Here is a 25,804-nt window from a genome sequence, read left to right on the forward strand (position 1 = left end):
CACCACACCCGATGCGTGAATCCGCAGTCCCGCACAGGGGAATGCGCTGCGAACGACGTCCCCCAAAAGGCGCCACCTCACGCCTTCGCGGGATCGAGGGTGACGTGCCACAGATCCGCATCCGTCGCGTCCTTGAGCGTCACCGTCATCTGCTCGGTCCGGCCGTCGACCGCCACATGGCCGAAGAACTGGTAGCCGGAGGCCGGTGACAGGTTCACCTGACCCTTCTCGGGGGCCTTCACGAAGCGCAGCTGCGGCCCGAAGGTGTTGTCGAGCGCGTTCGGCCCGAAGGTGCCGGCGTGCAGCGGCCCGGAGACGAACTCCCAGAAGGGCTCGAAATCCTGGAACTGCGCCTTGTTGGGGTCGTAGTAATGCGCCGCCGTGTAGTGCACGTCGGCCGTGAACCACACCGTGTTCCGGATGCCCGCGTTCTTGATGAAGCGCAGCAGGTCGGCGATCTCCAGCTCGCGCCCGAGGGGCGGGCCGTCGCCCTGCGCCACCGCCTCCGAGCCGAAGTTCTTGTCGACGTCGTACGTCACCACGAGGCCGAGCGGCATGTCGGCGGCGATCACCTTCCAGGTGGCGCGGGATTCGAGGAGCGCCCGCTTCAGCCATGCGATCTGCTGTGGGCCGAGGAAGTAGGAATCCGGCCCGTAGGCCGTCTGCGTGTTCGCGCCGTTCGGGCCGCGGTAGGAGCGCATGTCGAGCATGAACACGTCGACCAGCGGGCCGTAGCCGATCTTGCGGTAGACCCGGCCGGGCTCGGACGGCTCGAACCGCATCGGCATGTATTCGTGGAAGGCGCGTGCCGCGCGCAGCTGGAGGGCCAGCGCATTCGGATCGGCGTATTTCTTCTTGAGGTGCTCGGCCCGGGTCAGCGGCTCACCCGGCCACCAGTTGTTGGTGACCTCGTGATCGTCCCACTGCGCCAGGATCGGCACGACGGCGTTCATGGCCAACACGTTCCGGTCGGTGAGGTTGTACTTGTGACGGCCGCGGAACTCGTCGAGGGTTTCGGCGGCCTTGGAGACCGCCTCGGTCACGCGGTTGCGCCAGAGGCTGCCATCGGGGAGCTTCACCTCGGCCTGGATCGGCCCGTCGGCATAGATCGTGTCGCCGGAATGGATGAAGAAGTCCGGCCGGTTCTTCAGGATGGCGGAATAGATCGTCATGCCGCCGCGGGCCTCGTCGATGCCCCAGCCCTGGCCGGCCGTGTCGCCCGACCAGCAGAACGAGACCGAGCGCCGATCCGCCGGCGCGGTGCGGAACCGCCCGACCTGGGCCGGTCCGACGATGGTCGGCGCGGCGATGTCCTGGAGGCGGACGCGGTAAAAGATATCCTGGCCCGCCGGCAGGCCGGTCAGCGCCACCTTCACGGTGCCGTCGGTCTCCGGCAGCGCGTCGGCGAAGACGCCCTGGAGGTTGGAAAAGCTCTCGGTGGTCGCCCACTCGATGATCGCCCGGGCCGGCCGGTCGGACCGTGCCCAGACCACCGCCGAGTCGGTGCCGACATCGCCGGACTGGAGCCCGTGGGTCAGGAGCGGCCGGTCGGTGGCCCGGCTCAGGCCGGGGCGGGCGAGGCCGGAGGCCAGCCCGACGAGGCCGGCGCCTCCGGTGAGCAGGATCTGACGGCGACTCGCGGACATTGGAACCCCTCCAAATGGTGGGGTGGCCATCGCAGGCGGGGGCGACAGGGAGATGACGGGCGGGGGATATACGAAGGAGCGGGGGGCCTCTCGGGTTCTCCAACCCATCACCCTCATCCCGAGGTGCCGGAGCGCGGCGGAGGCCTCGAAGGAGGGTTCCAACCAGCCGCGCGATTCCTGGTGGGCTCCTTCGAGGCTCGCTGTGCTCGCACCTCAGGATGAGGGGGGTTGGGTCGGATCGACCCTGTGGGGTTTCAGGCCCGCGCCTCGGCGCCCGCCACCACGGCCCGGATCCGCGGCAGCGCCGCCCGCGCGGCCCGATACCCGAGCGCGATCCCCTCGTCCGCCCGGTGGAAATCGAACAGCCCCATCCCGGCCACGTCGGGCCCGATCGCGACGTCCGGCGGGTCGCGCTCCAGGCGTGAGCGGGAGATCCGGTCCTGCGTGATGTTGAACGCGTCGAGCACCACCCGGGCGAGGCCCGGCACGGCGAGGTCCGGCTCCGGGCGCCTGAAGCCGAACAGGCGGCCGCGCATCGCGTCCAGGACGCCGACGCGGGCCCGGCGCACCGGCACCTCGCGCACCACCGGGCCGCCGGTATCGCCGTTGAGGTTCACGCAGATCACCAGATCGGCGCCCAGAGCCCGGGCCAGGGCCACCGGCACCGGGTTGACCAGCGTGCCGTCCATCAGCACCCGGCCCTCATGGGTCACCGGCGGGAACAGGCCGGGGATCGCGTAGGAGGCGCGCACCGCATCCACCGCCGGCCCCTCGGTCAGGCACACCTCCTGGCCGGTGCCGTACTCGGTGGCGACGCAGCCGAACCGGATCGGCAGGCGCTCGATCCGGCGCTCGCCGAGATCCGCGTGGAGCCGCTGGCGCAGGCGGTTGCCGGCGATCAGGCCGGAGCCCGGCAGCCGCGGATCGATCAGCCCGACCACCCGGCGCCGGGTCAGGGCCCGGGCAAAGGCCTCCAGCCGGTCGAGGCGCCCGGCCGCGTAGCAGGCGCCGACCACCGCGCCGATCGAGCAGCCCGCCACCACGGTCGGGTGGATGCCGGCCTCCTCCAGGGCGCGCAGCACGCCGATATGGGCCCAGCCCCGGGCCGAGCCGCCGCCGAGCGCCAGCCCGATCCGCGGACCCGCCTTCGGCAGGGGCCGGATCGGCTCGACGGCGCCGGGCAGGAAATACGGAACGGCGGGACAATCTTGCCACCCGGTCGCGGCAAGGGTCGCGCTCATGCCCCGGCGAAGTCCAGGGTGACGCGGCCGTCGGGTTGCCGGGTGACGGTGCGGTAGAAGCAATCCCGCCGGCCGGTGTGGCAGCAGCCGCCATCGCCGCCGACCTCGACGCGGATCAGCAGGGCGTCCTGATCGCAATCGACCCGCATCTCGACGATGCGCTGGATCTGCCCGCTGGTGGCGCCCTTGTGCCAGAGCTCGGCCCGCGAGCGCGACCAGTACCACGCCTCCCCGGTCTCGAGGGTGCGCGCCAGCGATTCGGCGTTCATATGGGCGAGCATCAGGACTTGGCCGTCCCGGGCATCGACCGCAATGCAGGTGATCAGCCCGTCCCGGTCGAAGCGGGGCGTGAAGGCTTGGCCCTCCTCGACCGCGGCGCGGGGGCCGGGGGGATCGAAGGCGATGTCGCGCGCGGTCATGGCGTGATGAAGCGGTCCCTGACTCGGCGCGTGCTGTAGACTACTTGGCGCCGCCGCGCACCAGGGTCAGGAAGCGGACCTGCTCGTTGGCGTTGTCCTTGAACACGCCGCGGAACTGGCTGGTGATGGTCGAGACCCCGGATTTCTGGACGCCGCGCATCGCCATGCAGAGGTGCTCGGCCTCCACCATCACGGCGACGCCCCGGGGCTTGAGGATGCTCTCGATCACGTCGGCGATCTGAGCCGTCATGGTCTCCTGCGTCTGCAGGCGGCGGGCGAAGGTGTCGACCACCCGGGCGAGCTTCGACAGGCCGACCACGCCCCGGGTCGGGTAATAGGCGATGTGGGCGAGCCCCATGAACGGCACCATGTGGTGCTCGCAATGGGAGTGGAACGGGATGTCGCGCACCAGCACGATGTCCGAATAGCCCTCGACCTCCTCGAACACCCGCTCCAGCAGCTTCTCGGCATCGACGCCGTAGCCGCCGAACAGCTGCTCGTAGGCCTTGGTGACCCGGGCGGGGGTGTCGAGCAGGCCCTCGCGGGCCGGGTCGTCGCCGGCCCAGCGGAGCAGGGTGCGCACGGCGGCCTCGGCCTCGGCGCGGCTCGGGCGGCCGGTCTCGATCCCCTCGGGGACCCGGGTGGCGGAGGCCGGCTCCGGTGCGACCTCGACGGGACGCACCTCATCCACCGGCCGATTGTCATTGCGCATGCCGTCTAGACCTTGCCCGTCGATGCCGTTCCGGTGAATGACCTGGCCGTCGCTCGGATACGACAGGGACTTGAGCGCGGCATCCATGGCATCTCCGGCCCGGGCGATGCGGGACTTCATCGGGGTGCTGTCGGGCTTGGCGTACATCGTCGGAATCGCGTCGGGCGTGTGAGGGAAGATCCCGGGCCTGAAAAGGTTTCAGGCCGGCGCCCGGGATGGCCAGAGCCGAGGATGCCACCGTGGCCGTGGGCGCGACCCTGGTCGACGGCCTGCCTCCTCGCGAAGCGGCCGTCAGGCGCCTATATCATCGTTCGCGGGGCAACGCGCAATGCGCGAACCGCGCGGCAGTGTCCCGACGGGACCTGTACCCACGGCCGAGGACCCGATGCTCGACGATATCTACAACCGCCGCATCCTCGAACTGGCCGCCGATATCCCCCGGCTCGGCCGGCTGGAGAACCCGGATGCCAGCGCCACCGCGCATTCCCGCCTGTGCGGCTCGACCGTGACGGTGGATCTCGTGCTGGGTGAGGACGGAAGGGTGGCCGACTTCGCCCAGGAGGTCCGGGCCTGCGCGCTCGGACAGGCCTCCTCGTCGCTGATGGGCCGCCACGTGGTCGGCGCCAGTGCCGAGGAGCTGCGCGGCGTCCGGGAGACCATGCGGGCGATGCTCAAGGAGAACGGCCCGGCCCCCGGGGGGCCTTGGGCGGATCTCGCCGTGCTGGAGCCGGTACGGGAGTTCAAGGCGCGCCATGCCTCGACGCTCCTGACCTTCGACGCGGTGGTGGACGCCCTCGACCAGATCGCCGCCAAGCGGCAGGCCGCCTGACGGCATGGTCCGGCGGGCGGCGCATTGGGGGATCCGCGCCTATCAGCTCACCCTGTCCGGACTGATCGGACGCCAGTGCCGCCACTGGCCGAGCTGCTCCGACTACACCGACACCGCCATCACCCGGCACGGGCTGTGGCCGGGGGGCTGGATGGGCTTCGCCCGGATCTGCCGGTGCGGGCCGTTCGGCACCCACGGGATCGACCTCGTGCCGGAGCGGCTGCCCGAGGGGACGGCGTGGTATCGCCCCTGGGCCTATGCCCGCTGGCGCGGCGTCGAGGCACCGCCTTCGCCGTTCGCCTGCGAGGCCGTGGGGGAGGGGGCTGCCGCGGACGAGCGTTGAGGGGCTGTGTTCTTGGTTTGTTTCACGTGAAACATGTGTGAAGGCGCTGGGGATCTCGGTTCAGACCTGGCACGGGCTCTCCCTCCCCCGCAGAGGGGGGAGGGAAGGGTGCGGATCCGCTTGCTCACGCAGCCTGACGATTGGCCGCCAGCCGTTCCGCGAACTCGATCGCCTCGATCAGGCTGCGCTCGTTGGCGATGCCCGTGCCGGCGATGTCGAAGGCGGTGCCGTGGTCGACCGATGTGCGGATGATCGGCAGGCCCAGGGTGATGTTCACCCCCGACAGGTCCATCCACTTCCCCGTCGCCGGGTCGATCTCGAACCCCAGCAGCTTCACCGGGATGTGTCCCTGGTCGTGATACATCGCCACCACGGCGTCGTACTGGCCGGCGCGCAGCTTCACGAACACCGTGTCGCCCGGCACCGGCCCGTGCACGTCGAGCCCGTCGGCATTGGCCTGCGCGATCACCGGGGTGCTGACGTCGATGTCCTGGCGCCCGAACAGGCCGCCCTCGCCGGCATGGGGGTTGAGGGCCGCCACGGCGATCTTCGGCTTCGCGAGCCCCAGGCCCTTCAGCGCCTTGTCGGTCAGGTCGATGACGAGGCGCAGCCGCTCCGGGGTCACGCGCTTGGGCACATCCTCCAGGGCGACGTGGGTGGTGACGTGCGAGACCCGCATGTTGCCGTGGGCCAGCATCATCACCGAGCCGCGCACCCCGGTCAGCTCCGCCAGCATCTCGGTATGGCCGGCATAGTGGTAGCCGGCCTTGTTGAGCGCCTCCTTGTTGAGCGGCGCCGTGACGATCCCGCCGATCCTGTCCGCCAGGGCGAGGCGTACCCCGGCCTCGATCGCCTTGTAGGCGAAGCGCCCGCCATCGGCCGAGAGCCGGCCCGGCGTGATCGGCGCGCCCTCCGCATCAGCCTGGAGGCAGCACAGCGCCGGCCAGTCGCCGTCCTCGGCAACCTCGGGGATTTGTTCGGGCAGGAGGCCGAGCGCGGCCTCCGCCCGGTGCAGAGCCGGGGCGCTGCCGATCACCATGAGCTTCAGGTCGCCTGCGTCGATCCGGTCCTTCAGGCGGGCGGCGGCCTTCACGATGATCTCCGGGCCGATGCCGGCCGGATCGCCCATGGTGATGGCGAGATGCTGCGTCATGGGTCGCTCCTGTCGGGCGTGAGACCGTTTCGATGGAGTAGATCGCGCCAGACGCCGACTGTTCCGAAGGCGCCGGATTTCGAGATCACCGCGAGCCCGTCCCAGCGCCCGCCCCGCAGCGTCGAGCGGGGCAGGCCGGGGGCGATCTGGCCGGTGACGTCGAGGCGCTCGACCCGGAGCGCGAGGCAGAGCGCCTTCAGGGTCTCGCCGCCGGCGACCAGCAGGGTACCGGGCTTCGGGATCCGCGCGACCACGTCCGCGAAGGTCGCGGCGATCCGGTCAGCGGCGGCCTCCCGGGCGGTGCCTTCGGGCAGGGCGAGGCTTGCCAGCACGACGCCGTCCCGGGTGAGGCGTTCGCCGATCGGTCCGACATGGTCCGCTGCCTCCGGCGAGAGGACGAGGCGATGGGACCCGCAGGCGTCGAGCTGGGCCGCGGTCTCCGGCCGGTCGGACCCGAACAGGCCGAGCACGGGGCCGGTGAGGCGATCGTCCCTGGGCGCCGCCACGCCCCGCGCCAGGGCCGCCGCCAGGCCGCCGCTGCCGCACCAGAGCACAGGGCCGTCCCGGCCAAGCTCGGCGATGCGGGCGAGGTCGTCGTCATCCGCCGCGTCGTAGACCGCCACCCCCGGCATGGGGCCGTCGGCGAGAGCGGCCCGACGCGCCGGAAGGCCCGCCGCCCGCAGGGCCTCGGCGATGTCGCCGGAGACCGGCGCCCAGCTGCCGTCCCGGCGGGCGAATTGCTGTCCATCGCTGGTGCGGCGGCCCTGATACGGGAAGGCCGGCGCCACGATGCAGCGTGCCCAGGCGCCCAGCCGCATCACGGCGGCGAGTTCCGCCGCCCAGGGGCCGCGCAGCAGGCTGTCGACCTTCTTGAAGGCGATGTCGGCATCCTGAAGCCGCGGCGCGAGCGCCCCGACGATCCGGTCGGCCTCCGCGGACGGGACTTCCCGGGTGCCGGAATCGATCGCGAGGCACCCGGATCCACCCGCCGGCAGGATCTCCGGCCATGCCACCGGGATCGGCCCGCACAGGCCGGTGAAGCCGGCGGCGGTGTCGAGGGTGCCGGTCAGGTCGTCGGCGATGAGGCGCAGGCGGGTCATGGCGGGGACATCGGTGTTCATCGGTGATCTGCGCCGCCCGCCCCGTGCGAGGTCGGCCTCATCGGCAATGGGTGGGCTCCGAGTCAATAGAGGGCGGTTCTACCGCCAAGTTGCACCCGCTTGTCGAAAGGTTGTAGCAGCGCCCCGGGGGGAACGGTTTCAGGTGACAGGCCCGGGACAGCGGCCGCACCGGAGGACGACCCATGCAGATTCCGATCAAGCGCTCGCTGGAGCGCGTCCCGGGCGGCCTGATGGTGGTGCCGCTGTTCCTCGGCGCGATCCTCCACACGCTGTTCCCGAACACCGCGACCTTCTTCGGCTCGTTCACCGGGGCGCTGTTCAACGGGGCGCTCCCGATCCTGGCGGTGTTCTTCGTCTGCATGGGCGCGGGCATCGATTTCCGCGCCACCCCGGCGATCGCCCGCAAGGGCGGCGTCCTGCTGGCCACCAAGGTCGGCGTCGCGGCGATCCTGGGCGTCGTGTTCGGCCACCTCCTGGGCGAGGCGCCCATCACGGCCGGGGCCTTCGCGGGGCTCTCGACCCTCGCGATCGTCGCCGCCATGAACGACACCAATGGCGGGCTCTACCTCGCCCTGATGGGCCAGTTCGGCCGCCCGAAGGATGCGGGCGCCTACGCGATCATGAGCCTCGAATCCGGCCCGTTCCTCACCATGGTGACGCTCGGGCTCGCGGGCCTCTCCGCCTTTCCGTGGCCGACGCTGGTGGGCAGCATCCTGCCCCTCGTGATCGGCATGGTGCTGGGCAATCTCGACCGCGACATGCGCGCCTTCCTGTCGGGGGCCGCGCCGGTGATGATCCCGTTCTTCGCCTTCGCGCTGGGTTTCGGGCTCGACCTCGCCAAGATCTGGCAGGCGGGCCTCCTCGGGATCGGGCTCGGGGCCGCGGTGGTGGCGGTGACGGGGGCAGCCCTGTTCGTGGCCGACCGGCTGACCGGGGGCAACGGGGTCGCGGGCGTTGCGGCCGCCTCGACGGCGGGCAACGCCGCCGCCGTCCCGGCGATCATCGCGGCTGCCAACCCCGCCTACGCGGAGGCCGCCGGCCCCGCCACGGTGCTGGTGGCGGCGAGCGTCGTGGTGAGCGCCCTGCTGGTTCCGCTGCTCACCGCCTTCGTGGCGGCCCGGGTGCGGCGGGATGCGGAGCCGTCCGAGCCGCGGCTCGACCCTGCGGTGCGGCCCGCGACACCCCGGCCCTGATCCCTCCGCAGGCGCGCACCGGTCCGGCAACTTAAGACGGGGACGCCCGGTTGTCCCGGCAGACAGCGCGGCACCGCCGCGGCACAGCCAGAGACCGGAGCGGGCACACCATGTCCACCGAATCCAGAGGCAAGACGCATATCGATATCTACGACCGCGCCACCCGGGAGGCCTGGGCCCAGCGCTTCGGCGTGAGCGAGGAGCGTCTGCGCAAGGCGGTCACGATGGTGGGGAGCCGGATCACCAGCGTGGCGGCCTATCTCGACAGGCCTGCCTCCTGAGGGGGGCCGCCGCCATGAAATCCGACACCTACTCGCCTCCGGGATCGACCGCTCCGGGGCACCCGCCCCCCGCCTTGGAACCCTCGGCCGTGTCCGACGACAAGACCGTGCTGTCCCCTGCCTCTCCCCCGGCGCCGGACGCCATCACGTTCGAGCAGATCCGCGAGCGCGCCTACGAATTGTGGGAGCGCAACCACCGGCCGGAGGGCTTCGAGATCGAGTTCTGGCTCCTGGCCGAGCGGGAGCTGCGCAAGGAGCGTGAGCGGCGGAAGGCCCATGACGGGCCGGCCGCGTCCGAATCACCGTCGCAATAGCGACTCCCATATCTGGCGTGTACCTTGCGACGCGGCGTGAATGATCGCCGACGCCGTCCGCGATCCGATGACCGGTCGCGTGACGGGAGCCCGCCGTGGAGACATCCGCTCTGACCCGCCGCAGCTTCACCGGACTCGGTCTCGGCGGTGCCGCGGCTGCCGCGTCCGGCGGCGTCTTGGCACAGGCAGGCCCGACACCGTCCGCGGCCTCGGACAAGCCCGCGCCCCTGACCACCGCCCCAGCCTCGCAGGCCGGCCTCGGCCCCCGCCTGACGCTGCACGCCATCGACAATTTTCACGGTACCCCGGCCGCCGGCATGGTCTGCGAACTCGCTTGGCGCGAGGGGGACACCCTGACACCGATCAAGACCGTCACCACTGCGGCCAACGGCCGGCCGGCCGAGCCGCTGCTGATGGATGCCGCCCTGCAGCCAAGCCATTACGAGCTGCTGATGCATCTTGGGGCCTATTTCGCCGCCCGCGGCGTGAGCCTGCCGACTCCGAACTTCCTCGATCGCGTGCCGATCCGCTTCCGCATCCGCGACGCGGGCCAGCGCCACCATCTGCCGGTGCTGTTCACGCCCTGGGGCTATTCCTACTATCGCGGCAGCTGACCTCGTCAGGACACGATTCCATGGCCGGCATCTCGACCCACGTCCTCGATACCGATCGCGGACGCCCCGCCGCGGGGATCCGCATCGATTTCTCCGTCCTGGAGGGCGGGACATCGGAGGGCGGGACATCCCACGTCGGGACTTGGCGGCTCGTGAAGAGCGTGGTCACGAACGCGGACGGGCGGACCGACCAGCCGATCCTGGCGCCGAACGAGGCGCGGGTCGGCCAGTATCAGCTGGTCTTCCACGTCGATGATTATTTCCGGGAGCGCCCCGGCACCGCGGAAGCCGACATCTTCATCGACAACCCTGTGGTGCGCTTCGCGATCTTCGATCCGGCGCAGCACTATCACGTGCCGATGCTCTGCGCCCCCGGCAGCTTCACCACCTATCGCGGCAGTTGAGGCCGTGCCCGACCTCGCCGCCGTCAACCGGATGGAGGCGGGCGCCTTCGTGGCCCTGCTCGGTGGCGTGTTCGAGCACGCCCCCTGGGTGGCCGAGGCCGTCGCGCCGCAGCGCCCCTTCGCCAAAATCGCCGACCTGCACGCGGCGATGATGCGGGCCCTGCGCTCCGCACCCGCGGCTGTGCAATTGACCTTTCTCAACGGCCATCCGGAACTCGCCGGGCCTGAAGCCCGGGCGCGGGCCCTGACGGCGGACTCCGCGAGCGAGCAGGGCAGCGCCGGGCTCGACCGCATGGCCGAGGCCGAGGCGGCGGCCTTCGCGCGGCTGAACGCCGCCTACCGCGCCCGGTTCGGTTTCCCGTTCCTCATCGCGGTGCGGGGGCGTGGCCGGGCCGAGATCCTCTCGGTGTTCGAGGCCCGGCTCGGCCGGGATCCGGCGCTCGAGCGGGAGACCGCGCTGGAGGAGGTCGCGCAGATCACCCGCATGCGGCTGGATCGTTTGGTCGACGCCTGATCGCGCCTGCCCCCGCTCAGGCGATCGCCGACCGCGTGTCCTTGATGGCCGCCTCGAAGGCCACGAAGGCGGTGGTCGCCTCGTCCCAGGCCTGGGCGCGGACATGGCGGAGCATCGCCGCCGCATGCTCGCGCGCCTGCGCAAGGGGGGTCTCCACTGCGGCCGGTCGCGCCGGATTGGCAGCCACCGCCACGGGCGGGTTGTCCGCCGGGCGCATGCCGACCAGGGTCGCCGCGATGGCGCGCCGCCAGGCGGCGAGGTCGGCCGGGAGGCGCGCCGTATGCGCCTCCGCCGCCTGCCCGCCATCCTGCCGGTCGAGCAGGTTGCGGCCGAGAGTCTCGATCCGCTCGAGTTCGGCCATGGCGTCTCCGATTTCCCGGCGTGCCTTGTCGGTGCCCTCCGCGATCCGGCCGACGTTGTTGGCGATGTCGCCGGTGGCCTGGATCTGCTGGTTCAGGATCTCGGAGGCCTCGCGCATCTGCGACGCGACATTCGCGACCGCGCCGCTCTCGGCCTCGACGCGGGCATTGGCGCGCACCATGGCGGCGGCCCCGGTCTCGACCGCGCCACGGCTGCGGGTGACCGCAGCCTGCATGGCCGCCATCTCCTCGCGGAGCCCCGCCACGCGGGCACGGATCTCGTCGGTCGCCTTGGCGGTCTGCGCCGAGAGCGTCTTCACCTCGGCGGCCACCACGGCGAAGCCGCGGCCCGCCTCGCCGGCGCGGGCCGCCTCGATGGTGGCGTTCAGCGCCAGCAGGTTGGTCTGAGCGGAGATCGCCGCGATGGTGCCGGCCATCTCCTCGATCCGCAGGGCCGCGGTCGAGAAGCTGTCGAGCCGGCTTCCGATCTCCTCGGTGCCCTCCTCGATGCCACGCATACCCTCGGTGGCGCGATGGAGGTCGCCGACGCAGGTGGCGATCCCGGCGCGGGCGGTCTCGGCCGTCTCGGCGGCCGAGGCGGAGCGGGCCGCGATCTCCCCCGTGGTGGCGGCGAGCTCTTCGCTTGCAGCCGCGATCAGCCGGGCCTGCTCGGCGGTGCCCGAGGCGTCATGGGTCATCCAGCCGATCGAGGTGCCGGCATCCGAGGCCGCGGCCGACATGCGCGCCAGGAGCGACTGCCATTCGCGATCAAAGGTCGGGACGGCGGCCGGCTGCGGATCCAGGGCGGTCGCGACGATGACCGGCGCCTGCACCGGTGCGGCGGCCCTTTCCAGGGAGCCGGGAGCGCCCTTCTCCGGGCGCTTGCGGTTCAGGCCGAACATGCGGGGTCCTCCGAGTGACGAATCGGAGGCGATCTTCGCACGGATCCTTCAACCAATGATGAAGGCTAATCTTATCTGATTCTAATCGATCGGAGCATTCGCTCCCCGGTCGCAGTCGATTTACCCTTCGTGGTTCGGCGCCACCGGCCGCAGGGGGCCGGTGGCGCACCGTCTCACTCGCCGGTCAGCGCGGCCTTGGTGCGGGACCACCAGCCGGCACGCTTGGGCCGGTCCGGATCGGACGGCGGCGTCAGCACCACCGCTACAGGCTCAGGCGCCGGCTCCGCGTTCGACGCGGGGGCCGGCTCGGCGGCCCCGTTCGCCGGACGGGACTCCGCGGCCTCCATGGACGGCTCGGCGACCGGCAGATCCACCGCCGTCTCGCCACGCTCGGCTTCGGGTGCGGCCTCGATGATCTCCGCCACGGCCTCGACGCTCACCGGCTCCTCCGCCGGCAGCGCGATCGCCTCGTCGGAGGCCGCAGCCTCCTCCCCCTCGGCCCCCTCGCGGGTGCGGCCCTCGCCGCGCCCCCGTCCACCCCGGCGTCCCCGGCGCCGGCGGCGTCCGCCCTCATCCTCGGCCTGGACGGCCTCGTCCGGGCCTGCAACGGCTGCGTCGGACGCGCCGCTCTCGGCTGCGACGGCCGGCTCAACCGGCTCGCCGGTCGCGGCCTCGCTGCCCGACTCGTTGGCGTTCGCCGGCTCGTCGCCGTCCCACTCCTCGTCCCGGCCCTCCTCGTCGGATTGCGGCGCGCCCTGGCGCTCCTCTTCGGAGCGCCCCTCCGCGCGGCCACCCCGACGGCGGCGGCGACGGCGGCGGCGGCGGCCGTCGCCCTCGTCGCGCGTGCCGTCCTCCCGGGCCTCGGCGCGGGTCTCGTCGGCCTCGCCCTCGGCATCCGCCTCGACCTCGACCTCGGTCTCCTCGATCTCCTCGTCCTCGTCGTCGAACTCCGTGGTCGGCGAGATCGCTTGGGCGCGCACGCCCGTCACCGGGCCCTCGGCCCGCTGGGCCGGCTCGCCGCGGTCCAGCTGGAACGGGGTTGTGGCCGCCAGCCGCTCGTCGGCCGCGATCGTGATGGTCACGCCGAAGCGCACCTCAAGCTCGTGCAGGTGCCCACGCTTCTGGTTGAGGATGTAGAGCGCGATCTCGGTGCGGGTGCGCAGGATGATGTTGTGGCTCGCCGACTTGAGCAGCACCTCCTCGATCGAGCGCAGGATGTGCAGCGCCACCGACGCGGTGGCGCGCACGAAGCCCGAGCCGCCGCAATGGGCGCAGGGGATCGAGGAGGATTCGAGCACGCCCGTGCGGATGCGCTGGCGGCTCATCTCCAGGAGGCCGAAGGGCGAGATCCGGCCGACCTGGATGCGGGCGCGGTCGTTCTTCAGGCACTCGTTGAGCTTCTTCTCGACGGCGCGGTTGTTGCGCTTCTCCTCCATGTCGATGAAGTCGATGACGATCAGGCCCGCGAGGTCGCGCAGGCGCAGCTGGCGGGCGACCTCCTCGGCGGCCTCCATGTTGGTCTTGAGGGCGGTGTCCTCGATATCGTGCTCGCGGGTGGCGCGGCCCGAGTTCACGTCGATCGAGACCAGGGCCTCGGTCGGGTTGATCACGAGGTAGCCGCCGGATTTCAGCGAGACGTGGGTCGAGAACATCGCGTCGAGCTGCTGCTCGACCCCGAAGCGGGCGAAGATCGGCGTCGGGTCGCGGTAGGGCTTCACGACCTTGGACTGGCCGGGCATCAGCATCCGCATGAAGTCCTTGGCCTCGCGGTAGGCGTCCTCGCCCGCGACCAGAACCTCGTCCAGATCCTTGTTGTAGAGGTCACGGATGGCGCGCTTGATCAGCGAGCCCTCCTCGTAGACCAGAGCCGGGGCCATCGAGGTCAGCGTCAGCTCGCGGACCGATTCCCACAGGCGCATCAGGTACTCGAAGTCCCGGGCGATCTCCGGCTTGGAGCGCGAGGCGCCGGCGGTGCGCAGGATGACGCCCATCCCCTCGGGCACCTCCAGATCCTGCACAACCTCCTTGAGCCGCTTGCGGTCGGCCGCCGAGGTGATCTTTCGCGAGATGCCGCCACCGCGGCCGGTGTTGGGCATCAGCACCGAGTAGCGGCCGGCGAGCGACAGGTAGGTGGTGAGCGCCGCGCCCTTCGTGCCGCGCTCCTCCTTGACCACCTGCACCAGGATGATCTGGCGGCGCTTGATCACCTCCTGGATCTTGTACTGGCGGCGGTAGTGGCGGGGCCGCTCGGGGATCTCGGCCAGGGCGTCGCCGTTGCCGCCGACCTGGGCGATCTTGGGCTCGGCGTCGGGATCGTCGGATTCGTCGTCCGAATCGTCATTCTCGTCGGACTCGTCCTCGTCGTCCTCCGATTCGTCCTCATCCTCCTCGTCATCGTCGGAGTCGTCCTCCTCGGACTCGTCCTCGTCCGACAGCTCGTCGAGCTCGCCGACGGCCGGGCCGCTGCGGCCAGACGCCTCCGCGACATCCTCCGCGACGGTCTCGGCCGGCTCCTCGGCCACGGTCAGGGCCTCGGCCACGGCGATCCGTGCCTCGGGCTCGGCCGGGTCATCCTGGTCGGTCGCGGCCTCCTCGGCCCGCACCGCGACCGGCGCGGGCTCGGCGGGTTCGGTGGCCGGCTCAGCGTGCGTCTCGGCCTGCGTCTCGGCGGCCTGCGGCTCGGCAATCTCCCCGGCCGCGGTCTCGGAGGCGAGGGCCTCCTGCACCGCCTCGGGGTTCTCGGCGAGCGTGTCGGGCATGCCGGCCGGCGCGATCCCGGCCTCCGGGGGCGTCCCGGCGTAATCGGCGACCTGACCCTCTTCGCCCTCGACCTGACCCTCGATCTGCGCAGCCTCGTGCGCGTCGTCCACGCTCACGGTCTCGTCGGCGCCGCGGGCGCGGGCCTCGGCGCGGCGGCCTCGGGAGCGGCGGGGCGAGCGGCGGCGGCGCTCCTCGCGCTCGCGGTGTTCCTCGGCGTCGCGGGCCTCCTCCTCCAGGAGGGCCTGCCGGTCGGCGAGCGGAATCTGGTAGTAGTCGGGGTGGATCTCGTTGAAGGCCAGGAAGCCGTGGCGGTTGCCGCCATACTCCACGAAGGCCGCCTGGAGCGAGGGCTCCACGCGGGTGACCTTGGCGAGATAGATGTTGCCGCGCAGCTGGCGCCGGTTGGCGGCTTCGAAGTCGAACTCCTCGACCCTAGACCCTTGGACCGTGACGACCCGGGTCTCCTCCGGGTGCATCGCGTCGATCAGCATTTTGTTGGCCATGTCGGACTCTCGGCATGGCGGCCGACGTCGTTCTCCGTGCCCGTGGTCCCGGCGGCGCCTCGCCCGACGTCAATGCTGTCGGGCGCAGTGCCGGCCTCGTCGCCGAGGCAGATGGGTTCGAGGGGAAATTGCCGTCAACCGCCGGTCGGCGCAAAGGGCGCCTGGGGTTGAACATGGCCGGGTCGACGAACGGACCGGCGTGACGCACCTTCTGCGCCGCCGGGGCACGCGCAGCGCTATGCTGGGCCGTGCGTCCGTCCATCGTGGTCCCGACCTCGCGAAATGCTCTCGGCCGGATCGGACCGGCCGTGAATTCCTGGGTGCGGCGGAGGATCCACCGCGACGTGCGACACCTGTCCGATCGGGGACGACACCCGTCGCCGCCAGACGCGCCGACAGGGCCCGCCGCGACACCGCCGCCGCTTTCGCAAGGAATTCGGCTGCGTCCGCGGGCCGTTGCGGCGACCGGCGGGACCGGAAAGGGGTCCATATCATTACAGACCGCTGCGCGGATTTGGCAAGGGTCAACCGTGAATAGATGTCACGGGGGTGTCACGGGATGCGATCGCGCTCGGATGGGTCATCCCACCCTTTCCCTCATCCAGAGGTGCCGGAGCGCAGCGCAGGCCTCGAAGGAGCCCTCCAGGGATCGCGCGGCCGGCTGGAGCCCTCCTTCGAGGCTCGCGGCGCTCGCACCTCAGGATGAGGTGGAGGATGGGATCACTCCGCCGCCTCCAGCCGCGGAGCCACTCCGGCGAGCGCTGCCGGCTTCGGGCCGCCGGTCGCCCAGTCCAGAAGCTCCACCGTGTGGACGATCGGGATGCCGGTGCCCTTCCCGATCTGCGTGGCGCAGCCGATGTTGCCGGTGGCGATCACGTCGGGGCGCACGCGCTCGATATTGGCGACCTTCCGCGCGCGCAGCTTCGCGGCCAGTTCCGGCTGCAGGATGTTGTAGGTCCCCGCCGAGCCGCAGCAGATATGGCCCTCGGGCACGTCCTTCACGGTGAAGCCCGCGCGCTTGAGCAGGGTCTTGGGCTCCAGGCGGATGCCCTGGCCGTGCTGCATCGAGCAGGCCGAATGGTACGCCACCACGAGGTCGGTCTCGGCCACGGGGGCGAGATCGAGCAGCGCCAGATACTCGGTGACGTCCTTGGCGAGCGCCGAGACCCGCTTCGCCTTCTCGGCATAGGCCGGGTCGTCGCGGAACATGAAGCCGTAATCCTTGATGGTCGTGCCGCAGCCCGAGGCCGTGACCAGGATCGCGTCGAGGCCCTTGAAGATCTCGGCGTCCCAGGCGTCGATCGCCTGCTTGGCGAGCGCGTGGGCCGACTCCGCCTTGCCCATGTGGTGGGTCAGCGCCCCGCAGCAGCCCTCCTCGGCGTGGACGACCTCGACCCCGTGCCGGTTGAGCAGGCGGATCGCCGCCGCGTTGAAGTCCGGCCGCAGCACGCTCTGGGCGCAGCCGCGCAGCAGGGCGACGCGCTTGGAGGCTGTCCCGGTCGCCGCCGGGAACCGGCCGGGCCGGTTGGTCGGCTCCTTGGGGGGCATCCCGGCCGGTGCGAGGTCGAGCATGGCGGCAAGCCGGTTGCCGACCCGCGGCAGCCGGGCCACCAGCCCGCGGAACGGGGCGCCGATCTTGGCGGCGGCGAGCGCGAGGCGGAAGCGGTTCGGATAGGGCAGGACCTGCGCGAGCAGCGCCCGCAGGAAGCGATCCCCGACCGGGCGCGCGTAGGTCTCCTCAATATGCGTCCGGGCATGATCGACGAGGTGCATGTAATGCACGCCCGAGGGGCAGGTGGTCATGCAGGACAGGCAGGAGAGGCAGCGATCGACGTGCTTGACCACCTCCGGTGAGGCTGGCTTGCCGCCCTCCAGCATGTCCTTGATCAGGTAGATGCGGCCCCGCGGGGAATCGAGCTCGTCGCCCAGCAGCAGGTAGGTCGGGCAGGTCGCCGTACAGAATCCGCAATGCACGCAGGTCCGCAGGATCTTTTCCGAGGCCGCCATGGCGGGATCGGCGAGCTGGGCGGGGGCGAAGTTGGTCTGCACGGTCTCTTCCTGCCTGCTCTCTCGTCCTGCCCGCTCTCCTCCTCCTTGCGGGGAGGAGTTGGAGGTGAGGGTGGTGCAGGGTGGGGCGACGCGGTGCCTTCTGCACCACCCCCACCCCTGACCCCTCCCCGCAACGGGGAGGGGATGAACCTCAAACCTGCGCGTACATCCGGCCCGGGTTCAGCACCCCGGCCGGATCATGCGCCGCCTTGATGCCCGCGGTGAGCCGCATCAGCGGCTCGGCCAGGGGCTCGAACACCGGAACGGCGGCGCGCACGGCGTCGGGCGCGCGCACCAGGGTCGCGTGGCCGCCCTGCGCCCGCACGGCCCGGCGGACCGCATCCGCGCCGGCATCGCCCTCGGCACCGGTGGCGAGCCAGATCAATCCGCCGCCCCAGTCGAAGAACCAGCGCGCGTCCCGCTCGGCCGCCACCGCGGCCGCCAGCGCCGGCCCGTGGCCCGGCGCCGTCGAGATCCGCCAGAGCGCCGCGTTCCGGGGCTCGGCGAGGGGCGTGGCGTCCCGGACCGACCGCCAGAGGGCCGCGCCGGCTTCGCCGTCGACGATCTCCGGCTGGCCGTAACGCTTCAGCAGGCGGCGCAGCTCGCCCGTACGGTAGTCGATCGACTCCGAAAACCCTTCGCAGCGCATGAGCGTGCGCGCCTCCGGCGCCCCGATCCCGGCCGGCAGGTGCGCCGCCCCGGTCAGCTCGAAGGGCGAGCCCAGGGCCTCCGACAGGGCGGTCACCGCCCGGGCATCGTCGAGGCCGGAGAAGACCAGGGTGGCGACGCGCTCGCTCGCCGGCAGGACCTTGAAGGTCACCTCGGTGAGGAGCCCGAGGGTGCCATGCGCGCCGGCCATCAGCTTCACCAGGTCGAGCCCGGTAACGTTCTTCATCACCCGCCCGCCCGACTTGATCGCTTCGCCCCGCCCGTTGACGAAGCGCACGCCGATCAGGCTGTCCCGGGCCGCGCCGGCATTGATCCGCCGGGGGCCGGCATTGTTGATCGCCGCGACCGCCCCGAGGGTCGGCGCGCCGGTGGTGCCGTAGAGGCCGCGCAGATCCATCGGCTCGAAGGGCAGCATCTGGCCCTTCGTGGCGAGCAGCGCCTCGACCTCGGCGAGGGGCGTCCCGGCCCGGGCCGCCACCACCATCTCGGCGGGTTCGTAGAGCGTGATGCCGGTGAGCTTCCTGGCCGAGAGTGTTGCGCTGTCCTGCGCCGGACGTCCGAGCCCCGCAGCCGTTCCGCCGCCTGCGAGGCGCAGCCGCTCGCCGTGCCCGGCCGCCGCCCGCACGATCTCCGCGGCCTCGGCCTCGGTGCCGGGCTCGTAGACGCCCATCGTTTCCGCCCCGGTCTTGTTTGAAACCATTCCACGACGGGTGTCGCCGGAACGGCCGCAGGATTCAAGCGCAGGTGGAGTCGCGGGGTTTCAGTGCTCGGATTTCCTCTGCGCCGCCGCATTGCGCCCCGCTGGCACGTCCTACTCCGCCGCCGCCACCCGCGGCGGGCGCAGCCGCGCACCGACCTGCCGGCGCAGCCCGGCGATGTCGAAGATCCAGACCCAGGCCCCGTAGAACATCATCCCGGCCGGGACCAGCACCGCCAGGGCGGTAGCCGGGGGCAGGTGGCGGAACGGTGCCAGCACCAGACCCATGGCGACGCAGGCGAGCGTTGCCGCCCCGATCGCCTGCCACGGCAGACGGATCCGCTCCGGGCCGGTCAGGGCGCGCCAGCCGAGCCACAGCCCGGCCGCGGCGAGCCCGGCGCTCTGCGCCAGCGCGACCCCGATCCCGCCCAGCCGGTCCGGCAGGACCAGCAGGCCCGCCCCGTTGACCGCAAGCCCGACCAAGGCGGCGGCGATCACCGGCAGGGTCCGGCGGCGGATCTGGAAGACCGGGTTGAGGGCGTAGAACATCATGGTCAGGCAGAACAGGCCCGGCATCAGCGCGACGCTGTAAGTCTCGAACGGGCCGCGATAAGCATCGGGCACCACCAGGGCCTGGAGGGCCGGCAGCACGGCCCAGAAGCCGACCGCGCAGGGGGCCAGCAGCGCGAACACCATCCCGGCATTGTCGGCGACCTGCGCCTCGGCGGCGGCGCGGCCCTGCTGCTCCTCGGCCTGGACGGCGAGCTGGAACAGCAGCAGGTCGAGGGCCGTGCCGAGCGTCATCAGGGCGCGCGCCGTGACGTCGGCGGCGAGCGCGAAATAGCCGGCCTCCGCGAAGCCCGCATGGCCCGCGATCGCGCCCCGGTTGACGAAGGCGAGGCATTGATAGGCGGTGTTGGCGGCAATGAGCGGAAGGCCGTAGCGGGCGAAGACCCGCCAGGTCGACGAGAGGCGCGGCCGCTCGAACGGGGCGTCCGGGTCGCGCAGGGGCCGGCGCAGCAGGACGACCGCCAGGAACTGGCTCAAGCCCGCCGCCGCCAGCACCCAGGCCGGCTGCGGCAGCCACCACGCGGCCGCCGCCATCAGCCCGAAGGCGAGGACGTTCTTCACCGCCACGAGGCCGAGATAGAGCTTTCCGTCGAACCGGGCGCGGGCCAAGGCCGCGTGGTAGTCGAACACGCCGATCCCAAGGGCGGCGAGCCCCGTGCCGCAGAGGACCGCCTCGCGCCCGTCCGGCCCGTCGGCGAAGCCGAAGGCACCGCACAGGGCGGCGGCGGCCAACAGCAGCAGGCCGATGCGCAGGTAGGCCCGGTCGAGCCCGTGCCGGATCCAGGGCTCGTCCCTCCGCACCCGCCCCGAATAGAAGCGCGTCGCCGAGAGCCGCAGCCACTCGAACAGCACCGTGTTAAGCACGGTCGCCCCGGTGGTCGCCAGCGCGAATCGCCCGAAATCGGCCGGGCCGAGCAGCTTGGCGATCAGCAGGCCCAGGACGAAGTTGAGCCCCGCATTGATGATGAAGGCGGCGATCACGGCCATGAGCGGCACGACATGGTCTGCGGGGTCCCTCGGGCGGTGCGCGTGACGTAGCGCGGTGGCCGTAAAACTCCTTTAACGGGGCAACAGCGCGGCAGAGACCAATATCGGGGGCTGGCCTTGGGCAGCTCGTCAGATCCGCCGGCCTGCGGCAGATCCGGGCCGCCGCCGCCCGGCCCCGCAGCGCTCCGGCCCGCCCGCGATGCACGCAGGCGGATTTGTAGGGGCCGCGTCAGCCCTGGACGGCGCGTCTTGTCAGTGTCCCACGGCGATGAACATTCAAATCCTATCGAGCAATTAATATTCATTCCGTTCTATGAAAGATTATCAAAAATAATCATCGCAAATTAATCGCCGATCGAAGGCATTTGTTGATTCCGTTTTCTGAAGCTATGCGTTGGCGGCATCGTCAGAGGACCATCTGCATGAGCCTGAAACGCTGGATGCGATTCACGGAAACGTTGTCGTTCCGGATCGGCATATTGGTCACCGTTCTGCTGGTCGTCTCGATGGGGATCGTGACCGGCCTGCTCTACGTGGAGATCCGTGCGGAGATCATGCGGCGCGCCGGTCTGGCGCTCGATGCCAACCTCCGCCTGCTGGAGCAGAAGCTCGGCGACGAGGGCGGTCCCGGCGCGTTCTTCTCGGTTCAGAACGGCAAGCTCTATCTCGGCACGCACGCGATCGGCGCCGACGATCCGGCGGTGGACCGCGTGAAGGACGTGCTCGGCGGCACCGCGACCGTGTTCCTCGGCGACACGCGGGTCGCCACCAACGTGATGACGGCGACCGGAAGCCGGGCGATCGGAACCAAGCTCGGCCAGGGTCCGGCCTACGAGGCCGTCATCGGGAAGGGGAAGGGCTATCGCGGCGAGGCCGATATCCTCGGGACGACTTACATGACGCGCTACGAGCCGATCCGGGACATCGACGGCCAGGCAATCAGGATCCTGTATGTCGGCGTGAAGAAGGCGGATTTCCTCGCCTCGCTCGACACGCTGTTCGAGCGTGTCCTGGTCATCGCGGCCGTCGCCATGGTCCTGAGCGTGGCGTTCTGCTGGATCGCCCTGCGGCGCGCGACGGGGCCGGCCGCCACCCTGACCAGCGTGCTGATCGACCTCGGGCAGCGCCGGCTCGATCGCGAGGTTCCGGCCCTCGACCGGCGCGACGAGATCGGCGCCATGGCGCGCGCCGTCCAGTCCCTGCGGGAGGAGGCCCTGGCCCGCCAGCGTCTGGAGGAGGAGGCGAAGGCCGCGGCCGCCGAGAAGGCACAGAATACGTCGCATATCGAGGCCGCGTTGGCCGATTTCCAGGAGAACATCCGGGAGGTGGTGGCGATGGTGTCGCGTGATACCGCGCAGCTCGACGAGATGGCCGAGGCGCTGGCGGCCGTCTCGACCCGGACGGCGGGCGAAGCCGACGTCGCCTCGATGGTCTCGGCCGAGACCTCGGAGCACGTGTCGGCCGTGTCGACCGCCACCGACGAGCTCTCGGGATCGATCCAGGAGATCGGGCGCGAGATCGAGGGGATGTCGCAGACCGTCCGCGAGGGCAGCACGACCTCCCAGGAGACCGCCGCCCAGGTGCGCGAACTCGCGGTCACGGGTGAGCGGATCGGGACCGTGGTGGCCGCCGTGCAGGCGATCGCCGCGCAGACCAACCTCCTCGCCCTCAACGCGACCATCGAGGCGGCCCGGGCCGGGGAGGCCGGCAAGGGGTTCGCCGTGGTGGCGGGCGAGGTGAAGGCGTTGGCCGAGCAGACCGCCAAGGCCACCCAGGACATCGCCGCGCGGGTCGCCGAGATCCAGGAGGGGACGCGCCGCGCCGTGATCGCCAACGAGGCGGTGTCCGGCCTGATGGAGGCGATTCTGAAAGCGGCGGCGAGCGTGGCGGCGGCGGTCGACCGGCAGGAGGTGGCGACAAGCGCGATCGCCCGCTCCGTCCAGATGGCCGCCGACGGAACGAATCAGCTGGCCGCGACCGTCATCGGCGTCCGCACCGTGGCCGCCCAGACGGAGTCCACGGCCGGCAGCGTGCTGACGGTTGCCCGGACCCTGCGCACCCAATCGACGGAGATCGACGCGCAGGTCCGCGACTTCGTCTCCACGCTGCGGCAGGGCCCGATGGACCGGCGCCGGCAGCAGGACCCGAACCATCCGGGGCCGGAGCGGCGCCGCACCCGGGCACCGGCCTGAGGCGGAGGCGACGCGTTACAGCGCGCGCTCGTAGCGCCACGCCTCCATGCCGTCTTCGTAGTAGTCGGGCCGGACCGCGAAGCGGGTGTAGCCCCGGCGCTCATAGAGGCGGATGCCGGCGCCGTTGTCGGCCCGGACCTCGAGTCGCAGACGGTCGCAACCGTGCGCGTGCGCGCGGGCCTCGGCCGCGTCGAGGAGCTTGCCGCCGAGGCCGAGGCCGCCGCGGTTCGGTGCCACCGCGATCGAGGCCAGCCGTGCGATCCGGCTGCTGCGCCGCCGCTCCAGCACCGCCGCGCCGACCAGCACCGGGGTCGGGTCCCGGTCGGGCGGGTCGATCAGCGCGGCCAGCACGTCCATGGTGGGCGACAGGATCGCGTGCCGGATGGCCCGGCGCTCGGCCCGGTCGGTGGCGAAGGCGGCGTGTTCCAGGGCCACGAGGGCGTCGAGATCGGCGAGTGTCGCGCTGCGGATTTCCGGCTCGGGGAGCCCGTCGCCGACCGGGTTGCGCAAGGGGGCACTCACAAGGGGGCACTCACAGGAGGGCGCTCACGCCCGTGCCGTCGGGATGGATCTGCCCCGCCTGCCCATCGATCGACCACTCGTCCGAATACGCTGCCCCGCCGTCAGATGCCCGCTTCCGCCGGTCTTGGGAAGCCCGTAAAGCCCGCCCGGGCGCCCGGCATGCGCTGTTTTTGCAACGGCTGGCGCCGGGTGTGGATGACGGGCGAAAAACCCAGTCCTCCAGGTTGTATCGCCCTTGCCCGGCCGGGGCGTTCCCCATATATGCGCCTTGCCCAATTTCGCACGTGCCTGTGGCCGCGTGTCGGTTGGTGGGCATCCGGTCAACTGCCGGACAGCCGCCAGGGGTCTTAAAGGATCGATGGTCGCAAGGGTGGATCCCTACGGCCGGCATCCAGGTGGCAACACCGGACCCCGACAACAACCGGCAGCCGGAGGCGAAACCGGCGAACCCCGCTCTCCACGGGGGACGCAGCTTAAAGCAACGACGAACGGGCTTTTTTGGTCTCGTCGGCCCTCCACAGGCCGGCACCGAAGAGGCTTGTTTCTCTTTGCCCGGCGTGCGGTGGGGGTTCTCCCTTCCAATCCACGGCAGCTTCCGGGTGCTCTGCGCCCGCTCGAACGCACGCGTCTCCAACACGCGTGGGTCCGCGCGACGCACCGCCCCCTGACGCCGGCGGCCAGTCCTGGCCGTCATCTTCGACAGCGCGCCCCGCGTAGGGCGCCCGCGAACCCGTGCCGGGAGACGACTATGACCGACCGCATCCGTGACTACCTGCGCGTGCGCCGCGACCTCGGTCAGGACGAGGGCCCCGTGATGGTCCTCGATCTCGATGTCGTGCGCGACAACTACACCGCCTTCGCGCGGTCCCTGCCGGATACCCGCGTGTTCTACGCCGTGAAGGCGAACCCGGCGCCGGAGATCCTGCGCCTGCTCGCCGAGATGGGCTCGTGCTTCGACACCGCCTCCGTCGCCGAGATGGAGATGGTGCTGGCCGCCGGCGCCACCGCCGACCGGATCTCCTTTGGCAACACCATCAAGAAGGAGCGCTGCATCGGCCGCGCCCTGAAGCTCGGCATCCGCCTGTTCGCGGTCGATTGCCAGGCGGAGGTGGAGAAGATCGCCCGGGCCGCCGAGGTCATGGGCGTGCCGACCGGCGAGATCCGGGTGTTCTGCCGCATCCTGTGCGACGGCGCGGGCGCCGACTGGCCGCTCTCGCGCAAGTTCGGCTGCGTGCCCGAGATGGCCGCGGACGTGCTGGAGCACGCCCATCGCCAGGGGCTGGAGGCCTACGGCATCTCGTTCCATGTCGGCTCGCAGCAGGGCAACACCGAGGCCTGGGACGGGGCGCTCGGCTCCGCGGCGGCGGTCTTCCACGAGTGCGCGGAGCGCGGCATCGGCCTGTCGATGGTCAATCTCGGCGGCGGCTTCCCGACCCAGTACCTCAAGGCGGTGCCGGGCGTGGAGAGCTACGGCGAGGCGATCTTCCGCGGGCTGACCAAGCATTTCGGCAACCGGATCCCCGAGACGATCATCGAGCCGGGCCGGGGCATGGTCGGCAATGCCGGCCTGATCGAGGCTGAAGTTGTTCTCGTGTCGCGCAAGTCCGCCGAGGCCGACGAGGTCCGATGGGTCTACCTCGACATCGGCAAGTTCGGCGGACTGGCCGAGACCATGGACGAGGCGATCCGCTACCCGATTCGCACCGCGCGGGACGGGGAGGCGACCGAGCCCTGCGTCATCGCCGGCCCGACCTGCGACTCGGTCGACGTGCTCTACGAGCGGCAGCTGTACCCGCTGCCGGTCTCGCTCTCCATCGGCGACAAGGTGCTGATCGAGGGCGCGGGGGCCTACACCACCACCTACGCGGCGGTGGCGTTCAACGGCTTCCCGCCCCTTCAGCAGATCGTGATCTGATCGCGCGCGCCGCCCGGGATGCTCCGGGCGGCTCCTGTCCGAAACCGCTCCCGGTGGGTCGCTGGCGGCATGATGGGGACACACGGACGTCGTTCGTCCGGAACCCTCCTGCGGTCATGCGGCGTTAAGGGCCGCTGTCGTTTCTGCGGAAGCGCTGGCCAGCCCTGATCGTCCACCGGGACGATCCTTCGCTTCTCCCGCATGTCGGCCCCGGGGAGGACCCTGTCATGATCGAGATCCGCGCGGAGCACCTGCACGATGTCCCGGCGCGCGAGCGCCTGCTCGACGCGTGCTTTCCCGGTCATCGACGCGCCAAGACCTCGGAGCGCCTGCGCGAGGGGCGTCTGCCCGCCCGCGGCCTTGCCTTCGCGGCGACCCGGCGCGGCCGCCTCGTCGGCACCCTGCGGCTGTGGCACGTCGAGACCGGCGACGCCCGCCCGGCTCTGCTCCTCGGTCCGCTGGCGGTCGATCCAGCGATCCAGGGGCAGGGGCTCGGTTCGGTGATGATGCAGGCGGCCCTGGGCCGGGCCGAAGCGCTCGGCCACGGCGCCGTGCTGCTGGTCGGCGATGCGCCCTATTACGCACGGTTCGGCTTCGACCGGGCGCTCGCGGAGGGCCTGACTTTGCCGGGTCCGTTCGAGCGCGCGCGCTTCCTCGGGCTGGAACTGCGTGCCGGGGCTCTTGCGGGTGCCGAGGGCCTCGTCCGGGCGACCGGCGTGCTGTCGCCGGTCGAGGCGGTGGCGAACGAGGCGCAGGTCGCGCGACGACGCGCCGCCTGAGCCGACCTGCCGTCTGCTTGACGGTTAGGAACGTCTTTCCCAAACGCAACTTCATTCTGAGGGGCGGCGCAAGCCGCCTCGCAGGAGCCCTCCAGGGATTACGCGTTCCCGGGAGC

At 71.3% G+C, this 25,804-nt stretch carries 23 protein-coding genes; 11 read left to right on the forward strand and 12 right to left on the reverse strand.

Going from position 1 to position 25,804, the window contains the following annotated elements; translation table 11 throughout:
- Nucleotides 1–77: 77 nt before the first annotated feature.
- From MKK88_RS16555 to folE, 4 genes are all read right to left on the reverse strand, one after another.
- The gene (locus tag MKK88_RS16555) at nt 78–1,646 is read right to left on the reverse strand and encodes an alkaline phosphatase D family protein (RefSeq protein ID WP_244001532.1); all 1,569 of its coding nucleotides are present in this window, start codon (nt 1,644–1,646) and stop codon (nt 78–80) included.
- A gap of 254 nt (nt 1,647–1,900) precedes the next feature.
- Nucleotides 1,901–2,887, reverse strand: coding sequence for a patatin-like phospholipase family protein (locus MKK88_RS16560; protein ID WP_244001534.1), 987 nt, complete (start codon nt 2,885–2,887; stop codon nt 1,901–1,903).
- The gene (gene hisI, locus MKK88_RS16565; protein ID WP_244001536.1) at nt 2,884–3,306 is read right to left on the reverse strand and encodes a phosphoribosyl-AMP cyclohydrolase; all 423 of its coding nucleotides are present in this window, start codon (nt 3,304–3,306) and stop codon (nt 2,884–2,886) included. The genes MKK88_RS16560 and hisI overlap by 4 nt, the downstream gene beginning before the upstream one ends.
- Nucleotides 3,307–3,346: 40 nt before the next feature.
- The gene (gene folE / locus MKK88_RS16570) at nt 3,347–4,165 is read right to left on the reverse strand and encodes a GTP cyclohydrolase I FolE (RefSeq protein ID WP_244001538.1); all 819 of its coding nucleotides are present in this window, start codon (nt 4,163–4,165) and stop codon (nt 3,347–3,349) included.
- 238 nt (nt 4,166–4,403) lie between these two features.
- Between folE and MKK88_RS16575 the strand changes: the two genes are divergently transcribed.
- Nucleotides 4,404–4,847 (forward strand): iron-sulfur cluster assembly scaffold protein, encoded by a 444-nt coding sequence (locus tag MKK88_RS16575; RefSeq protein WP_244001540.1) that lies wholly within the window; start codon nt 4,404–4,406, stop codon nt 4,845–4,847.
- 4 nt (nt 4,848–4,851) lie between these two features.
- Complete coding sequence (yidD, locus tag MKK88_RS16580; RefSeq protein WP_244001542.1) at nt 4,852–5,190, forward strand: membrane protein insertion efficiency factor YidD; 339 nt, start codon at nt 4,852–4,854, stop codon at nt 5,188–5,190.
- A 124-nt stretch (nt 5,191–5,314) separates the two neighbouring features.
- Here yidD and pdxA read toward each other — a convergent pair whose 3' ends face one another.
- Both pdxA and MKK88_RS16590 read right to left on the reverse strand, forming a co-directional pair.
- Nucleotides 5,315–6,343, reverse strand: coding sequence for a 4-hydroxythreonine-4-phosphate dehydrogenase PdxA (gene pdxA, locus MKK88_RS16585; RefSeq protein ID WP_244001545.1), 1,029 nt, complete (start codon nt 6,341–6,343; stop codon nt 5,315–5,317).
- On the reverse strand, nt 6,340–7,443 hold the full coding sequence (locus MKK88_RS16590; RefSeq protein WP_244001661.1) for a four-carbon acid sugar kinase family protein: 1,104 nt from the start codon (nt 7,441–7,443) through the stop codon (nt 6,340–6,342). Before MKK88_RS16590 ends, pdxA begins: the two co-directional genes overlap by 4 nt.
- 203 nt (nt 7,444–7,646) lie before the next feature.
- On the opposite strand from MKK88_RS16590, the gene MKK88_RS16595 reads away from it, so the two are divergent.
- The 6 genes from MKK88_RS16595 to uraD all read left to right on the forward strand — a co-directional run bounded on the left by MKK88_RS16595 (nt 7,647) and on the right by uraD (nt 10,784).
- The gene (locus MKK88_RS16595) at nt 7,647–8,657 is read left to right on the forward strand and encodes a 2-keto-3-deoxygluconate permease (protein WP_279602340.1); all 1,011 of its coding nucleotides are present in this window, start codon (nt 7,647–7,649) and stop codon (nt 8,655–8,657) included.
- Between the two features lie 110 nt (nt 8,658–8,767).
- Nucleotides 8,768–8,938, forward strand: coding sequence for a DUF3606 domain-containing protein (locus MKK88_RS16600; RefSeq protein ID WP_244001547.1), 171 nt, complete (start codon nt 8,768–8,770; stop codon nt 8,936–8,938).
- Between the two features lie 89 nt (nt 8,939–9,027).
- The gene (locus tag MKK88_RS16605; protein ID WP_244001549.1) at nt 9,028–9,252 is read left to right on the forward strand and encodes a DUF2934 domain-containing protein; all 225 of its coding nucleotides are present in this window, start codon (nt 9,028–9,030) and stop codon (nt 9,250–9,252) included.
- Nucleotides 9,253–9,347: 95 nt separating this feature from the next.
- On the forward strand, nt 9,348–9,866 hold the full coding sequence (uraH, locus tag MKK88_RS16610) for a hydroxyisourate hydrolase (protein WP_244001551.1): 519 nt from the start codon (nt 9,348–9,350) through the stop codon (nt 9,864–9,866).
- Between the two features lie 20 nt (nt 9,867–9,886).
- Entirely contained in the window at nt 9,887–10,270 is a 384-nt protein-coding gene (gene uraH / locus MKK88_RS16615) for a hydroxyisourate hydrolase (protein ID WP_244001553.1), read from the forward strand.
- Nucleotides 10,271–10,274: 4 nt separating this feature from the next.
- A complete protein-coding gene (gene uraD / locus MKK88_RS16620) occupies nt 10,275–10,784 on the forward strand; it encodes a 2-oxo-4-hydroxy-4-carboxy-5-ureidoimidazoline decarboxylase (protein ID WP_244001555.1) in 510 nt (169 codons plus the stop codon).
- A 16-nt stretch (nt 10,785–10,800) separates the two neighbouring features.
- Here the strand turns inward: uraD and MKK88_RS16625 are convergent, their stop codons facing one another.
- The 5 genes from MKK88_RS16625 to MKK88_RS16645 all read right to left on the reverse strand — a co-directional run bounded on the left by MKK88_RS16625 (nt 10,801) and on the right by MKK88_RS16645 (nt 20,280).
- Nucleotides 10,801–12,045 carry a methyl-accepting chemotaxis protein gene (locus MKK88_RS16625; protein ID WP_244001557.1) on the reverse strand — a complete coding sequence of 415 codons (1,245 nt, stop codon included), beginning with the start codon at nt 12,043–12,045 and terminating at the stop codon, nt 10,801–10,803.
- A gap of 173 nt (nt 12,046–12,218) precedes the next feature.
- Complete coding sequence (locus MKK88_RS16630; RefSeq protein WP_244001559.1) at nt 12,219–15,308, reverse strand: ribonuclease E/G; 3,090 nt, start codon at nt 15,306–15,308, stop codon at nt 12,219–12,221.
- 720 nt (nt 15,309–16,028) lie between these two features.
- Complete coding sequence (gene glcF, locus MKK88_RS16635) at nt 16,029–17,357, reverse strand: glycolate oxidase subunit GlcF (RefSeq protein ID WP_244001561.1); 1,329 nt, start codon at nt 17,355–17,357, stop codon at nt 16,029–16,031.
- A gap of 151 nt (nt 17,358–17,508) precedes the next feature.
- The gene (gene glcE, locus MKK88_RS16640) at nt 17,509–18,696 is read right to left on the reverse strand and encodes a glycolate oxidase subunit GlcE (RefSeq protein ID WP_244001563.1); all 1,188 of its coding nucleotides are present in this window, start codon (nt 18,694–18,696) and stop codon (nt 17,509–17,511) included.
- A gap of 141 nt (nt 18,697–18,837) precedes the next feature.
- The gene (locus tag MKK88_RS16645; RefSeq protein ID WP_244001665.1) at nt 18,838–20,280 is read right to left on the reverse strand and encodes a lipopolysaccharide biosynthesis protein; all 1,443 of its coding nucleotides are present in this window, start codon (nt 20,278–20,280) and stop codon (nt 18,838–18,840) included.
- Nucleotides 20,281–20,702: 422 nt separating this feature from the next.
- Here MKK88_RS16645 and MKK88_RS16650 point away from each other — a divergent pair, with 422 nt between their 5' ends.
- On the forward strand, nt 20,703–22,472 hold the full coding sequence (locus MKK88_RS16650) for a methyl-accepting chemotaxis protein (protein ID WP_244001565.1): 1,770 nt from the start codon (nt 20,703–20,705) through the stop codon (nt 22,470–22,472).
- 15 nt (nt 22,473–22,487) lie between these two features.
- Here the strand turns inward: MKK88_RS16650 and MKK88_RS16655 are convergent, their stop codons facing one another.
- Nucleotides 22,488–22,994: a GNAT family N-acetyltransferase gene (locus tag MKK88_RS16655; RefSeq protein WP_244001567.1), complete on the reverse strand. Its 507-nt coding sequence runs from the start codon at nt 22,992–22,994 to the stop codon at nt 22,488–22,490.
- A 748-nt stretch (nt 22,995–23,742) separates the two neighbouring features.
- Between MKK88_RS16655 and MKK88_RS16660 the strand changes: the two genes are divergently transcribed.
- Nucleotides 23,743–24,909, forward strand: a complete 1,167-nt coding sequence (locus MKK88_RS16660; protein WP_244001569.1) for a type III PLP-dependent enzyme — start codon at nt 23,743–23,745, stop codon at nt 24,907–24,909.
- Nucleotides 24,910–25,136: 227 nt separating this feature from the next.
- Entirely contained in the window at nt 25,137–25,688 is a 552-nt protein-coding gene (locus MKK88_RS16665; protein WP_244001572.1) for a GNAT family N-acetyltransferase, read from the forward strand.
- Nucleotides 25,689–25,804: the final 116 nt, after the last annotated feature.

The sequence above is a fragment of the Methylobacterium sp. E-005 genome (assembly GCF_022829725.1).
Taxonomy (GTDB): domain Bacteria; phylum Pseudomonadota; class Alphaproteobacteria; order Rhizobiales; family Beijerinckiaceae; genus Methylobacterium.